Raw genomic sequence first — 14,303 nt, 5'->3', positions numbered from 1 at the left:
GCATCATCACTCGCGACTTCGTCGCGCCCCGGAATGACATCCGCGGCGGGGCGCTAGTGCTTGGACTTGGGCTTGGATTTGGGCTTCGACTTGGGCTTGGGCTTGGATTCGGGCTCGGGCTCGGGCTCGAGCTCGGGCTTGGGCTCGGACTTGGCCTCGAACGTGGGTTCGGGCTTGGTCTCGGACTTGGTCTCGGACTTGGGCTCGGGCTTAGGCTCGGGTTCGGGCTCGGACTTGGCCTCGAACGTGGGTTCGGACTTGGGCTCGGGCTTGGCCTCGGGCTTGGTCTCGGGCTCGGGCTTAGGCTCGGGCTGGGGCCTGGTCGCATCCATCGCGGCGCGGCTGACGATCTGGCCCATTTCGCTGGCCTGTTCGGCCAGCGTCCGCATCTGGGCCTGCACATATTCGCTGTACAGCCGCATCACCTCGGAGAGGTCCTTGGCGTGAACCAGCGACTGGGCGTAGTCGAGCGAGGCCTGCACATTGGTTTCGGCAAAGGCGATCGCCCTGGCGCCGACGTCCTTGGCGCCGGCGCGCATGCTCGCGCGCCGCTCCTCGAGCGAGCCGGCGGCAGTTTCGGCGTTGGCGAGAAGCTTCTCGAATGCCTCGCGCGCCTGCTGGAAGCTGGATTCCGCCATGGACCGCATCGCCGGCGGTAGCTCGAAACGCTTATGTGCCTGATCGGTCATGGCTGCCACTCCTGTCGCGAATCCTGCGGATTCAACGCCTCCACGGTCTTGCGGGTTCATCTGGATTAAGGTTATCGCGGCTTTAGGCTGCTACCTGTAGACCGGGCCGTGGACCTGCCCGCGCCCGCGCGCGATAGTAACCCTTTCTTAAGGCTGTCATTCCCCGGCAGCCGCCCCACGAGATGCGTGACGAGAAGCAAGCCGGTTGGATGAATAGTTCGGATTTCCAGTTGCGAGGCGTGGGCGATCCCCGGCTGGCCGTGCACGCGACCTCTCCGCTGCCCGCCTGGCTCTGGTCGATCGACGGCACGCGCGTGCTCTGGGCCAATCCGGTCGGCGCAAGGCTGTTTGGCGCGGCCCATGCCACAGCACTCGCGGACAAAACCTTCGGCCCGGCGGACGGCCATCGCCGCCAGGTCGCCCGGCTCGCGCGCCGATTGTCGCCGAACGGCGCGATCAGGCTGGAACGGCTGCACGGCTTCGGCGCCCGCCTGGGCATGCTGATGACCTGCGCCTGCGCCCGTCTCGACTTCGCCGATGGCAGCTCCGGCGTGCTCGTCACCGCGATGGATCCGACGCTGCGCTCGATGCCGCTGGTCGAACGCCTGCATCGTCTCGTCGAGGGCGCCAGGGTGCCGATGGCGGCGTTCGCGCCCGACGGCCTGTTCGTCGGCGCCAGCGAAGCCGCCCGCTCCCTGCTCGGCTTCCGCGATCTCGGCGATGCCGGCCTCGACCAGGCCCGCAGCGATGCGCTGGCGAAAGGCCGCGCCGAGACGCCGATCGGCATCGGCCAGATGGTGCTGCAACGGGTCGGCGTCGGCGCCGATGTCGGTCTGGTCGCGCTGATCGAGCCGGCCGCGCGGCCGGCGGCACCCGATATCGAAGAGAACAGCGCGCGCGAACAAGCCGTTCAGCCCGCGCCTGACGCTCCGCGGCCGGTCGCTGCGGCCGCGATGCCCGACCAAGCGCAGCCTGCGCAGTCGAACGCGGCTGCATCCGAAATCGCACTGTTCGACGCCTTCACCGAGCCGGTCGAAACGCCGGCTCCGACCGAGACCACCCCGCCATCAGAGACGATCGCGGACGCGCACGCCGCGAGCGAACCTGTCCAGGACACGACCGGCGAAGCGGTCGAAGCCGCGCCCAAAACTCCGGTTGAAAACCCGCGAGAGGCCATTGTGTCGCCGCAGGCCGCGCCGATCAGCTCACCCATGGTCGAACCGCAATCAGCGGAGCCGTCCGCACCGCGTCAGCATCCGCTGCGCTTCCTGTGGCAGATGGATCCGCAGGGGCGCTTTGTGCTCGCAACCAGCGACTTCATCCGCCTGATCGGCCCGCACACCGCCGCCGGCTTCGGCCGCCCCTGGCGCGAGATCGCCGACGAATTTGCGCTCGATCCCGATGGCCGCGTCGCGCAGGCGCTTGCAAGCCACGACACCTGGGCCGGGATCACCGTGAACTGGCCGGCCGATGGCGGCGAGCATCTGCCGGTCGAACTCGCGGGCCTGCCGGTCTACGACCGCGAGCGCAATTTCGCGGGCTTCAGGGGTTTTGGCGTCTGCCGCGATCTCGACGGGCTGAACCGGCTCGATGCGCTCAGGCGCTTTGAGCAGTTCGCCGCGCCGCCCGCACAGCACGGCCTCTCCGCCGACGTCGTCGAGCCCGAGCCGGAGCCCGTGGCGGAGGCACCGCCTCCGCCGAGCGAGCCGCCCGCACCCGAGCCTAAGCCTGAGCCGACACCTGAACCCGAACTGCCCGAACCCGTAGCCGACGCGAATTCACATCCAACCGATCCGGAAACATCCGTGGAAACGCCTCCCAATGTCGTGCCGTTCCGCCCGCCCGGCGATGTCAGATCACCCAGTGATCAGAGATCGCCGACGCTGACTCCGGTCGAGAACAGCGCGTTCAACGAGCTTGCCCGGCAATTGTCCGAGCGCCTCGACCGCGAACGCGAGACGATCGCAGCTGGCACCTCCGAGCCGCCGGCCGCGGAGAGTGCGCCCGAACCTCCGATGCCGGAGCCTGAGGCGCCTCTCGCGATGGCCGAATGGCTGACCGAACCCGCGCCGCCTGCGCAGGGCCACAGCGTGCGCGACCGCGCGCTGCTCGACCTCGTGCCGACGGGCATGCTGATCTACCGGCTCGACCGGCTGCTCTACGCCAACCCCGCCTTCCTCGCGCGCATGGGCTATTCCAGCCTGGGCGCGCTGGAGGATGCCGGCGGGCTCGATGCGCTCTATGTCGAACCGGGCGTGTCGTCGGCCAGCAGCACGTCGCAAGCCGGCACGCCGGTGACGATCAGCGCGACGCTCGCCAACGGCCAAGAGCCGCTTCCGACCACTGAAGCGCATCTGCATACGATCGACTGGGACGGCGCGAGCGCACATGCGCTGATCTGCGCGCTGCCGCAAGCGGCAACAGTCGTTGCTGCGCCCATCGTCGCGCCGCCTGTCGTCGTCGCAGAATCCTTCCCCTACGCGCCTGAGCTCGAGCCCGAGGCCGGCGATGCCGACGCCGAGGATCTCGCCGCGATCCTCGACACCACCGCCGAGGGCATCGTGATGTTCGATGCCGAAGGCAACATCCACGCCTGCAACCGCAGCGCGGAAGCGCTGTTCGGCTATGACGGCGAAGCGCTGATGCAACGGAACCTGGCGACGCTGTTCGCGCCGGAGAGCCAGCAAATCGTGGTCGACTATCTCGAAAGCCTCAAGAGCCAGGACATCGCGAGCCTGCTCGACCACGGCCGCGAGGTGCTGGGACGCGAGAAGAAGGGCGGCGTGATTCCGCTCGCCATGATCATGGGCCGCACCAGGCCCGACGGCCCGAACTTCTTCGCCGTGTTCCGCGACCTCTCGCAGAGCAAGAAGGGCGAGAGCGAGCTCAAGAACGCCCGCCGTCTCGCCGACGGCGCGGCGAATGCCAAGGCCGACATGCTGGCGCGGATCAGCCACGAGATCCGCACGCCGCTCAACGCCATCATCGGCTTCGCCGAGGTGATGATCTCCGAGCGCTTCGGCACGCTCGGCAACGAGCGCTACGGCGAATACATGAAGGACATCCGCGCCTCCGGCGAGCGCGTCATCACCATCATCGACGACCTGCTGGAGCTGTCACGGATCGAGACCGGCAAGCTCGATCTCAATTTCGCCAACCTCAACCTCAACGATCTCGTCGAAGCCTGCGTCACGGTGATGCAGCCGCAGGCCAACCGCGAGCGCATCATCATCCGCACCTCGCTCGGGCATGCGTTGCCGCAGGTGAGCGTGGACGCGCGCGCGATGCGGCAGATCACTGTGAATCTGATCTCGAACTCGATCCGGCTCGCCAGCGCCGGCGGCCAGGTCATCGTCTCGACCGCGCTCACCGACCGCGGCGAGATTGCCCTGCGCATCCGCGACACCGGCCACGGCCTGAGCGAGCGCGAGCTCGCCGCCGCGATGGAGCCGTTCCGCACGCCCCCGCCCGGCGATGCCGCGGACAGTTCGGCGCTGAGCCTGTCATTGACCAAGGCCCTGGTCGAAGCCAACCGCGCCCAGTTCAACATCAAGAGCGCGGCCAATTCCGGCACGCTGATCGAGGTGGTGTTCGCGCCGGTGGTGGTGGGGGCGTAGCACTCACGGCGAGCGATCGGGAATTCTCCCGCTCGGGCGGTCCATCCGCCTGCTCCGCAATGACGAGGCGGACAGCGCGCGCTTAGTCGCCGAACCATCGCGCCGCGGCTCGAGCGGCTTCTTCAACGTCGCCTGCCCCGTCACTGGCCCAAGCGACGATGCCATCGGGACGCACCAGCACAGCGCTGAGACCCAGCCGATCCCTGGCCTCACCGGCGACATAGGTGATCCGGTCACCCCAGCGACTTGCAAGCGCTCGGAGCGATGCATGAGCGCTGAAGTCCAGCAACAGCCCTTTCGCGGTCCTGAGCAGCTCGCCCACCGTCGTCCCGTCAGCCAGTTTGAAATCGGGGACACTGCGGCCCACGAGCGGATGACCATTGCCGAGATCGTAGCGGAGCGACACGCCGCGCACGCGCTCGGCGAAATAGGTCGCACCGTCGCGGGTCTCGACGAGATCGCGAATGATGGCCTGAAGTGCGCGGGCGCTCGGCGTCGGCCGCATGATTGCGACCTGCGCGCGCGACCAGTCGAGGATTTGCGCACCGACAGGATGCCGCTCGCGCGAATAGGTGTCGAGGAGATCGGCCGGCGCTCGCCTGCGGATCGTCGCAGCCAGCTTCCAGCCCAGATTCATCGCGTCGCCAAGACCGAGATTGAGGCCTTGGCCGCTCAGCGGCGAATGGATGTGGGCGGCGTCGCCTGCGAGACACACACGCCCTTTGCGATATGTCGTTGCCTGATGCGCCCGATCCGTCCACGTCGCGGCAAGCCGGAGAGCATTGATGGTGACGTCCGTGCCGGAGACATTGCGCAAGACGCTCTGCACATGCTCGCGCGTGATCGGCTCGGCGCGGTGGAACGCACCGCCGTCGAAATCGACCATCGCGATCGTCCCGGGCTGCGCAAAGGTATACATGCCCGTGGGCGTGTAGTTGCGGCCCGGTCGGAGCTTTTCCGGATCGGCCAGCTCGATCTCGACGGAATAGCCGGTGAACTCCGGATCAGTGCCGACGAAGTCAAATCCACTCAGCTTGCGCACCGTGCTGCGACCGCCGTCGCAACCGACCAGCCAGCGTCCGCGGAAACTCTCGCCGGCCGCCTCGACACTTACTTCATTGTCTGAAGCGATGATGGCATTGACGCCAAACCCGCGCCTGATATCGACGCCTATGCTGCATGCGCGCGCGGCCAGAACGGATTCGAGCGTTTCCATATCGACGGCGAAATTGGCATCGGCCGGCGTCGGCAGGCGCCAGGGCCACTTCGCGACATCAATGTTGTCCTGATAGAACTGAATGCCGGCGAAATGACCTGCGGGCCGTCGCGCCTGCTGCATCCAGTGCGCAGCAGACTTGATTGCGCCTGACGCACGTTGCTGCGCGGCGACGAGACCCTCCAGCAAGTCACGCCGGTGGAAGGCCTCGAGTGTCGGGACCGAGAGGCCGCGCAGGCCAAACGGGAGTTGTTTCAGGGCCGAATGCGGGTCCCGCGCTTGCTCCAGTACCAGAACGTGGAGACCCGCGAGCCGCAGCTCGCACGCGAGAAACAGGCCGACGGGACCGGCACCGGCAATGACGACGTCGTATGGAAGTGAGGATTGATCGTGCATGAGACGCTCCTGTGGTCGATGTTCGACCGGAGCGTTCCCTGGGCTTCGAGAATCACACGGACGAACGATGGGACGCCTGAGCGTCCGATGTTCGTCGCGGGGATCTCGTGCACAAGGCCAAAGACCAGAGCTTTCGTTACCGAAAGGATTTGGGCTTACCAGACCAAATCTGCCTTTTCCGACACGAGGCTTATAGTTTCGTGGCGATCGGTCCGCAACGAAAAAGGCACGGCGCTCGCGGCGCCGTGCCTTTCGTCTTCCAGCGAATTGGATCAGCTGTAGATCTCGAACAAGCCGGCGCCGCCCTGGCCGCCGCCGATACACATGGTCACGACGCCCCACTTGGCCTTGCGGCGCGCACCTTCCTGGAGGAGGTGGCCGGTGAGACGCGCGCCGGTCATGCCGAAGGGGTGACCGATCGCGATCGAGCCGCCGTTGACGTTGTACTTGGCGGGATCGATGCCGAGTTTGTCGCGCGAGTAGAGGCACTGGCTGGCGAAGGCCTCGTTGAGCTCCCACAGATCGATATCGTCGATCTTCAGGCCGGTGCGCTTCAGCAGCTTCGGGATCGCGAACACCGGGCCGATGCCCATCTCGTCCGGCTCGCAGCCGGCCGTTGCCCAGGCGACGAACCGGCCGAGCGGCTTGAGGCCGCGCTTCTCGGCATCCTTGGCTTCCATCAGCACCACGGCGGCGGCGCCGTCGGAGAGCTGGCTGGCATTGCCGGCGGTGACGAACTTGCCGGGGCCCTTCACTGGCTCGAGCTTGGCGAGGCCTTCCAGCGTGGTCTCGGGACGATTGCACTCGTCGCGATCGACGACGTAGTCGACGATCGACTCCGCCTTGGTCGCCTTGTCGACGACCTTCATTTTGGTCTTCATCGGGACGATCTCGTCCTTGAACTTGTTCGCCTGCTGGGCCGCGGCCATGCGGCGCTGCGATTCCAGCGAGAACTCGTCCTGGTATTCGCGGCTGAGCTTGTAGCGCTCGGCGACGATGTCGGCGGTGTCGATCATCGCCATGAAGATATCGGGCGCGACCTTGAGCAGCTCCGGATCGATCGATTCCTTCGGCGAGCCGCCGCCCGGGATCGAGATGCTCTCTACGCCGCCGGCAACGATGCAGTCGGCGCCGTCGGAGCGGATCGAGTTCGCGGCCATCGCGATGGTCTGCAGGCCCGAGGAGCAGAAGCGGTTCACGGAAACGCCGGCCGTGGTCGTCGGCAGGCCGGCGAGCAGCGCGGCCTGACGGCCGATGTTCGGCGCGCCATGGGCGCAATTGCCGAGATAGCAATCCTCGACATAGTCCTTCTCGACGCCGGCGCGGTCGACCGCGTGCTGGATGGCGTGGGCCGCGAGCGACATCGGCGGCGTGATGTTGAACCCGCCGCGGCCGGACTTGGCGAGGCCCGTGCGTGCATAGGAAACGATGACGGCTTCACGCATTGTCTTCTCCCTTTTCGAACGATTTTGAACGGAGCGTCGGTCGAAGTCTTCTCGGCGCCATTGGTACACAAAGTTCGGCTGGCTTGGGAGAAATAAAGCGGGCCGCTGCATCAACAAAAACGCCGCCCTCTCGGGAGGGCGGCGTGGTTGTTCCGCAGGTCGGAATATATGACGACCGTCATTCCGTGGCGCGCGAGCGCCTCAGAACGTCAGTGCCTTGACCTGCTTGACCTGCGGCAGGGCCTGCACCTTGGCGAGCAGTTCGGGCGGCACGACGCCGTCGACCTCGATCAGCGCGATGGCATCGGAGCCCGGCGCGACGCGGCCGAGATGGAAGGTCGCGATGTTGATCTTGGCGTCACCCAGCAGGCTCGCGAACTTGCCGATGAAGCCCGGCTTGTCCTCGTTGGTCACGTAGATCATCGACTTGCCGAACTCGGCGTCGACGCGGATGCCCTTGACGTCGACGAGGCGCGGCTTGCCGTCATGATACACGGTGCCGGAGACCGAGCGCTCCTGGCGCTCCGTCGCCACCGTGACGGTAATCAGGCTCTCGTAGTCGCTCTGGGCGGCGCGCACGATCTCGTCCACCACCATGCCGCGCTCCTTGGCGACGACAGGGGCGGATACCACGTTGACCTCGCCCAGCATCGGCCGCAGCAGGCCCGACAGCACGGCCGAGGTGATCGCCTTGATCTTCATCTCGGCGACGTGGCCCTCATAGGTGATCTGCACCTTGAGGATGCCGGATTCGGTGAGCTGGCCGGCGAACGAGCCGAGCTTCTCGGCGAGCGAGATGAACGGCTTCAGCTTCGGCGCTTCTTCCGCCGTGATCGACGGGAAGTTGACGGCGTTCGAGATCGCACCGGTGAGCAGGTAATCCGACATCTGCTCGGCGACCTGGAGCGCGACGTTCTCCTGCGCTTCCGTGGTGGAGGCGCCGAGATGCGGCGTGCAGATCACGTTGGGATGGCCGAACAGCACGTTCGCGTTCGCCGGCTCCTCGACGAAGACGTCGAAGGCGGCGCCGGCGATGTGCTTGGAATTGAGCGCATCGACCACCGCCTGCTCGTCGACGAGGCCGCCGCGGGCGCAGTTGATCAGGCGCACGCCCTTCTTCATCTTGGCGATCGCGGATGCGTCGATGATGTTCTTGGTCTTCTCGGTGAGCGGCGTGTGCAGCGTGATGAAATCGGCGCGCTTCAAGAGGTCGTCGAGCTCGACCTTCTCGACGCCGATGTCCTTGGCGCGCTCCGGCGACAGGAACGGATCGAAGGCGACGACCTTCATGCGCAGGCCGAGCGCGCGGTCGGCGACGATCGAGCCGATGTTGCCGCAGCCGACGACACCGAGCACCTTGCCGGTGATCTCGACGCCCATGAAGCGGTTCTTCTCCCACTTGCCGGCCTGGGTCGAAGCGTCGGCCTGCGGGATCTCGCGGGCGAGCGCCAGCATCAGCGTGATGGCGTGCTCGGCGGTCGTGATCGAATTGCCGAACGGCGTGTTCATCACGATGATGCCCTTGGCCGTGGCGGCGGGAATCTCGACATTGTCGACGCCGATGCCGGCGCGGCCGATCACCTTGAGGTTGGTCGCCTTCTCAAGGATTTTTGCGGTCGCCTTGGTCGCGGAGCGGATGGCAAGGCCGTCGTAATTGCCGATGATCTCGGCAAGCTTGTCCTTGTCCTTGCCGAGGTTGGGCTGGAAGTCGACCTCGACGCCGCGATCCTTGAAGATCTGAACGGCGGCGGGAGAGAGCGCGTCGGAAATGAGAACTTTGGGTTTGGTCATGGTGTCTTCCTTCACACCCTCCCCTGGAGGGGGAGGGTCGGCGCAAAGCGCCGGGGTGGGGTGAAGCTACGGATTCGAAACTCGCCGGTGCGCCGCGTGGAGAAATCACCCCACCCCGCCGCACCTGACGGTGCGTCGACCCTCCCCCTCCAGGGGAGGGTCAGAAGCTCAGGCGGCCTTGGCGAGCTGTGCCTTGGTCTCGGCGAAGGCCCAGTCGATCCACTGGGTCAAGAGCTCGACGTCTTTCGCCTCGACCGTGGCGCCGCACCAGATGCGCAGACCGGCCGGCGCATCGCGGTAGTAGGCGAAGTCGTAGCCCGCGCCTTCCTTCTCGACCAGCGCGACCAGCTTCTTGGAGAAGTCGGCCTGCGCGTCCTCGGAGAGCGACGTGATCGCGGGATCGGTGAACTTCAGGCACACCGAGGTGTTGGAGCGGATCGCGGCATCCTTGGCCAGGAAGTCGATCCAGGGCGTCTTCGCCTTCCAGTCGGCCAGCACCTTGGTGTTGGCGTCGGCGCGCGCGATCAGCGCCTTCAGGCCGCCGATCGACTTGGCCCAGTTCAGCGCATCGAGATAATCCTCGACGCACAGCATCGACGGCGTGTTGATGGTCTCGCCGACGAAGATGCCTTCGTTGATCTTGCCGCCCTTGGTCATGCGGAAGATTTTTGGCAGCGGCCAGGCCGGCTTGTAGGTCTCGAGCCGCTCCACAGCGCGGGGCGACAGGATCAGCATGCCGTGCGCGGCTTCACCGCCGAGCGCCTTCTGCCAGGAGAAGGTGACGACGTCGAGCTTGGCCCAGTCGAGCGGCTGCGCGAACGCGGCCGAGGTGGCGTCGCAAATGGTCAGGCCTTCGCGGGTCGCGCTGATCCAGTCGGCGTTCGGGACGCGCACGCCGGAGGTGGTGCCGTTCCAGGTGAAGACGACGTCGGACTTCGGATCGACCTTGGAGAGATCGGGGATTTCACCATAGGCAGCGTTGAGCTTGGTGACGTCCTTGAGCTTCAATTCCTTGACGATGTCGCTGACCCAGCCCTCGCCGAAGGATTCCCAGGCGAGCGTGGTGACGGGCCGCGCACCGAGCAGCGACCACAGCGCCATCTCGACCGCGCCGGTGTCGGAGGCCGGCACGATGCCGATGCGATAATCGGCGGGCACTTCAAGCACTTCGCGCGTCAGATCGATCGCGAGCTTGAGCTTGGTCTTGCCGACCTTCGCGCGATGCGAGCGGCCGAGCGCTGCGTCCTTGAGATTTTGGGCGTTCCAGCCGGGGCGCTTGGCGCAGGGGCCGGAGGAGAAATGCGGCACGTTCGGCCGCGAAGCGGGCTTCGCTACAGTCATGATCTACCCTTCCAGATAGTAAGCCTCCCGTTGGGGGGAGGTGTCCCGCCGCGGCTGATACGGGAAACGGGAAGTGCAGTCAAGGAAGTTCCGGCGTCTCACGCTGGAGTGAAGGCGCTTCCGGCGCAATCTTGGGGGATTCGACCACGGCAAGCGCGTTCAACAAGTCCGTGGCATCGCTGATCAATTGCGCGGCACGACGGCGGCTGCCGACTTTCAAAATGCATTTGTCATTGGCCTGCACGACGTAATCGTTGCCGACCTTGATCATGGAATAGCTTGTCATCGAAATCCCCGAACCGACCGAGCCCGGTGTCTGACGCTGCCGTAGCACCGATCGTTCCCGGCTCAACGTGAACGACGGCTGGGTAGTTTACCGGCTCTTAATATGAACGAATGCGCGATCCGAATTTGCTGATCGCGCAAGGCTCGCGGCCAGAGCCCCATTCCGATACAATCGGAATGGGACTCTTGATTTTTGTGTTGACGCGTTTTCTTTACGCGAACCGGTATCCACTTCGCTCGAAAACGCTCTTACTGCCTCAAAAGCGGACAGTCATGCCGACGTGACTCGCAGCGAAGCCGAGCCGCTTGTAGAAGCGCTGCGCATCTGTTCGCGTCTGATGCGTCAGCAGTTCGACCAGATTGCAGCCGCGCGCTTTCGCTTCCGCGATCGCCCATTGCACCAGCTGCTCGCCGATGCCGCGGCTGCGACAATCAGTGGCAACGCGGACATCTTCGAGCAGACCGCGGATGCCGCCTTGCGTGCTGATGCCCGGCAAGATCGCAAGTTGCAGGCAGCCGACCACCCTGCCCTCGCTCTCTGCGACCACGAGCGTGAGATTTTGATCGCGCGCGACCCGCTCGAACGCCTGGTAATAGGACCCAGGCAGCGGATCCTCCACGCGCTCGCGGGCCCGCCCGAGATGATCGTCGGCAAGCATGGCGACGATCGCCGCAACGTCCTCGCGGCGCGCGGGACGGATGGAGACGGACTTCTCGTTCATGTCGGGAAACTCCAAGAATCAGCGTGACTCTCAGCGCGCCGGTGGAAGGCCGAGCCAGGCTTCGGCCTCGCCGATCCAGCGGCGGATGGCGGCATGGCGACCGAGATCGAAGCCACCTTCATGCGCGAGGCGGGTATAGGCGAGCAGCGAGACGTCGGCGAGCGAAACTTCCTCGCCGGCGAAGAAGCGGCTTGCCGCAAGATGCTGCTCCATGCGGTCGAGCGCCGCATAGCCGCGCTTGACCTTGTCAGGGTCGAGCTCGGACGCGTCCTTGCCGAGATAGACCAACTGGAAGCGGCACACCGCGATATAGGGCTCGTGGCTGTACTGCTCCCAGAACAGCCATTCGTCCATCTTGGCCGCAGTGAAGGCATCGCGCGGAACGAGCGCGCTGTCGCGAGCGAGATAGCGGATGATGGCATTGGACTGCGCCAGCGTGCGGCCGTCGTCGAAGGCGACGGTCGGCACCTGGCCGGCGCCGTTCATTTTCAGGAATTGCGGCGTGCGCGTCTCGCCCTTGCGGGTGTCGATCTCGATCCATTGGTAAGGCAGCGCGAGCTTGTCGCAGACCCACTTCACCTTGAGACAATTGCCGGAATTGGTGTCGCCGTAGATCTTCATCGCCGTCGCCCCGTTTTGGAGCGACAGAGCATCAGGACGGAGGGAACCTGTCAACCGCGGCGCGGCGAAGCAGCGTCAGAACTTGTAACCGAGCCCGACGCGCGCATTGTTCAGCGTCACCGACGTGTTCATGACGGGAGAGAACTTCACGTATTCATATTCCACCCGCGCGAACAGTCCTTCCCACAGGCAGTATTCCAGTCCGAGACCGGCGGTCCAGCCGACCACGAAATTGTTGGTTCTGTGCTGGGTCTGCGTCTGCGCCAGAACCTGATGCGGCGTTCCGATGATGGTGATGACGTTACCGAATGCGTCCTGCACGGTGGCATCCTGACGCAGCTTCACATCGCTCGTCACGGTGCGGGAGACGTCCATGCGGCCGATGGCGGCTCCGGCGAACGCGTAAGGCATGAAATCGCCACCGTCCCAACCCACGCGCCCGCGGAGCGTGACCATGTCCTTGACCGTCGCCGCGGCGGTGCCGGTCAATGTCGTGAGATAGTGGTTGGTCACGCCGGTGGGCTGGACGTCACCAGGCGGGTTGACGATATCGAGCGCATTGGAGCCGGACGACTGCGAGGAAATCTTGTTGAAATAGGTGTAGGTGCCCTCGAGACCGAGAACGGCATCGTACCATTGCCAGTTGCGGCCGACGAAGCCGCCGAAATTCGTGCCTTGCGTCGTGGTCTTGTTGAGGAGCGACCACGACGATGTCGGCCCTTGCAGCACGCTGTCGCGGAAGATGAAATTGGTGAGGCCGACGACGCTCTGGCTGAAGTCGGTTGATGCCGAGGAGTAGCCGAAATTGCCGCCGGCATAGAAGCCGTCCCAGTTGCGCGTCGTCTTCGACAGACCATCGGTGAAGCCGCCGCGCAGGATGGGCAGATCCGGCATGTCGGCCGCTTGCGCGGCAGACACCGTCCCCAACATCGCCGCCGCCAACAGAAGCCTACGCATCCCAACGCTCCATCGAACTCGAACTTTCACTCGTGATCATGGCTCGTTAACCTTAACCAATGGTTGCGTCTGACGTTTTCGTCGCCGCCCGCCATGAAAAATATGCAAAGCAAAACGGCGCGGGATGATCCCGCGCCGTTAAGAGACGTTAAGCGATGAGGCTGACGATCAGCCCTTGGTGACGAGCGGCGGCGGCATGTAGGCCGGCGGGCTGCTCAGATCCCAACGCACGCCGAGCTTGACGTCGTGCGAGGTGATCTCGTTGAACTTGAAGGTGTTGCCCCGGGTGAACCCCGTGAAGTCCGAGATGGCTCCGGTCGTGCCAGGTCCCAGATCCACGTAGCTGTAGGCCAGTTCGAGTGTGAGGCTCGGGTTGACCTTGTAGGCCAGACCGGCATGGGCTGCCCAGGCGAAATTCCACTTGGACCCGCTCGCTGCGGTCGCGTAGCTCGGGAAGGTTCCGGGCGTAACCGTCGGTCCCGGCGCGACGAAGGGCGAGACAGCGCCGGTGTCGGTGAAGTTCGAAATGCTGACGCGCGAAGCGCCAACACCAGCTCCGATGAACGGCGTGATGCACCACCAGGTGCCGAGGTCGACATAGGCGTTTGCCAGGAACAGCAGTTCCGACTTGCTGCCGCTGTAATTGTCGATCCCGGAATACCCAACGCCGTAGGCGGACGCCTGGAAGACATCCGAGCCCTTGAAATTGGATTTGCCGCGATACTGTGCGGTGAAGTCCGTTCGGAACCAGCTATTGACCCGATAGCCGACGCCAAGTCCGTAGATTCCTGCGGCGTCGAAGCCCGTCGTCTGATTGAGCGAGCTGATCTGGGAATAGGCCGACTCGTCGGATTTGCGGATGCTCTTCACGCTCTGATTGCTGAACCCGATGTCGCCGCGGAGATACCAGCCGCCGAAGTCGACGGGCGGAGCCGGCGGCGCGTACATCGGAGGCGGAGCCGCGATCGGCATATCGGCGGCGAACGCCATCGACGAGATCAGGGTCGCCGCACCCGCGGCAAGGAGAGACTTAACGCTACGCATTTGGCTTCGTCCTTATGGCCGGTGAGGCAAAATGCTGACGCCCCACGTTCTGGAAACTCACGGGAGGACGATGGCACCAAATGTTTAAGCGCCACTTAACCCTAATTTTTAAGGTTGATTTTTTCTCACCACTCGCGTGCATGCAGCAGAAGCGTTGCAAAAAAGAGCCGCCCAGACGC

At 65.0% G+C, this 14,303-nt stretch carries 10 protein-coding genes and 1 pseudogene; 1 reads left to right on the top strand and 10 read right to left on the bottom strand.

Going from position 1 to position 14,303, the window contains the following annotated elements:
* Positions 1-311: 311 nt before the first annotated feature.
* A pseudogene (locus OWC48_RS23480) lies at positions 312-689 on the bottom strand (phasin family protein); the annotation flags it as partial.
* A 209-nt stretch (positions 690-898) separates the two neighbouring features.
* Between OWC48_RS23480 and OWC48_RS23475 the strand changes: the two are divergent.
* Positions 899-4,306, top strand: coding sequence for a PAS domain-containing protein (locus tag OWC48_RS23475; protein ID WP_282522072.1), 3,408 nt, complete (start codon positions 899-901; stop codon positions 4,304-4,306).
* Between the two features lie 82 nt (positions 4,307-4,388).
* Here the strand turns inward: OWC48_RS23475 and OWC48_RS23470 are convergent, their stop codons facing one another.
* The 9 genes from OWC48_RS23470 to OWC48_RS23430 all read right to left on the bottom strand — a co-directional run bounded on the left by OWC48_RS23470 (position 4,389) and on the right by OWC48_RS23430 (position 14,124).
* Complete coding sequence (locus OWC48_RS23470) at positions 4,389-5,918, bottom strand: FAD-dependent monooxygenase (RefSeq protein WP_282522071.1); 1,530 nt, start codon at positions 5,916-5,918, stop codon at positions 4,389-4,391.
* 272 nt (positions 5,919-6,190) lie between these two features.
* Positions 6,191-7,363: an acetyl-CoA C-acyltransferase gene (locus OWC48_RS23465; protein WP_282522070.1), complete on the bottom strand. Its 1,173-nt coding sequence runs from the start codon at positions 7,361-7,363 to the stop codon at positions 6,191-6,193.
* Between the two features lie 201 nt (positions 7,364-7,564).
* The gene (gene serA / locus OWC48_RS23460; protein ID WP_071909593.1) at positions 7,565-9,154 is read right to left on the bottom strand and encodes a phosphoglycerate dehydrogenase; all 1,590 of its coding nucleotides are present in this window, start codon (positions 9,152-9,154) and stop codon (positions 7,565-7,567) included.
* Between the two features lie 168 nt (positions 9,155-9,322).
* A complete protein-coding gene (locus tag OWC48_RS23455) occupies positions 9,323-10,495 on the bottom strand; it encodes a phosphoserine transaminase (protein WP_014492059.1) in 1,173 nt (390 codons plus the stop codon).
* 79 nt (positions 10,496-10,574) lie between these two features.
* Positions 10,575-10,766 carry a hypothetical protein gene (locus OWC48_RS23450; protein WP_014492058.1) on the bottom strand — a complete coding sequence of 64 codons (192 nt, stop codon included), beginning with the start codon at positions 10,764-10,766 and terminating at the stop codon, positions 10,575-10,577.
* A 271-nt stretch (positions 10,767-11,037) separates the two neighbouring features.
* Complete coding sequence (locus OWC48_RS23445; RefSeq protein ID WP_282522069.1) at positions 11,038-11,502, bottom strand: GNAT family N-acetyltransferase; 465 nt, start codon at positions 11,500-11,502, stop codon at positions 11,038-11,040.
* Positions 11,503-11,532: 30 nt separating this feature from the next.
* Complete coding sequence (locus OWC48_RS23440; protein WP_028151832.1) at positions 11,533-12,123, bottom strand: glutathione S-transferase family protein; 591 nt, start codon at positions 12,121-12,123, stop codon at positions 11,533-11,535.
* 75 nt (positions 12,124-12,198) lie between these two features.
* The gene (locus OWC48_RS23435; RefSeq protein ID WP_282522068.1) at positions 12,199-13,080 is read right to left on the bottom strand and encodes an outer membrane protein; all 882 of its coding nucleotides are present in this window, start codon (positions 13,078-13,080) and stop codon (positions 12,199-12,201) included.
* A 168-nt stretch (positions 13,081-13,248) separates the two neighbouring features.
* The gene (locus OWC48_RS23430) at positions 13,249-14,124 is read right to left on the bottom strand and encodes an outer membrane protein (protein ID WP_282522067.1); all 876 of its coding nucleotides are present in this window, start codon (positions 14,122-14,124) and stop codon (positions 13,249-13,251) included.
* Positions 14,125-14,303: the final 179 nt, after the last annotated feature.

Origin of the sequence: Bradyrhizobium sp. Arg816 (assembly GCF_029989365.1) — a bacterium.
Classification (GTDB): Bacteria; Pseudomonadota; Alphaproteobacteria; order Rhizobiales; family Xanthobacteraceae; genus Bradyrhizobium.
This window is presented reverse-complemented; position numbering and strand designations above follow the sequence as displayed.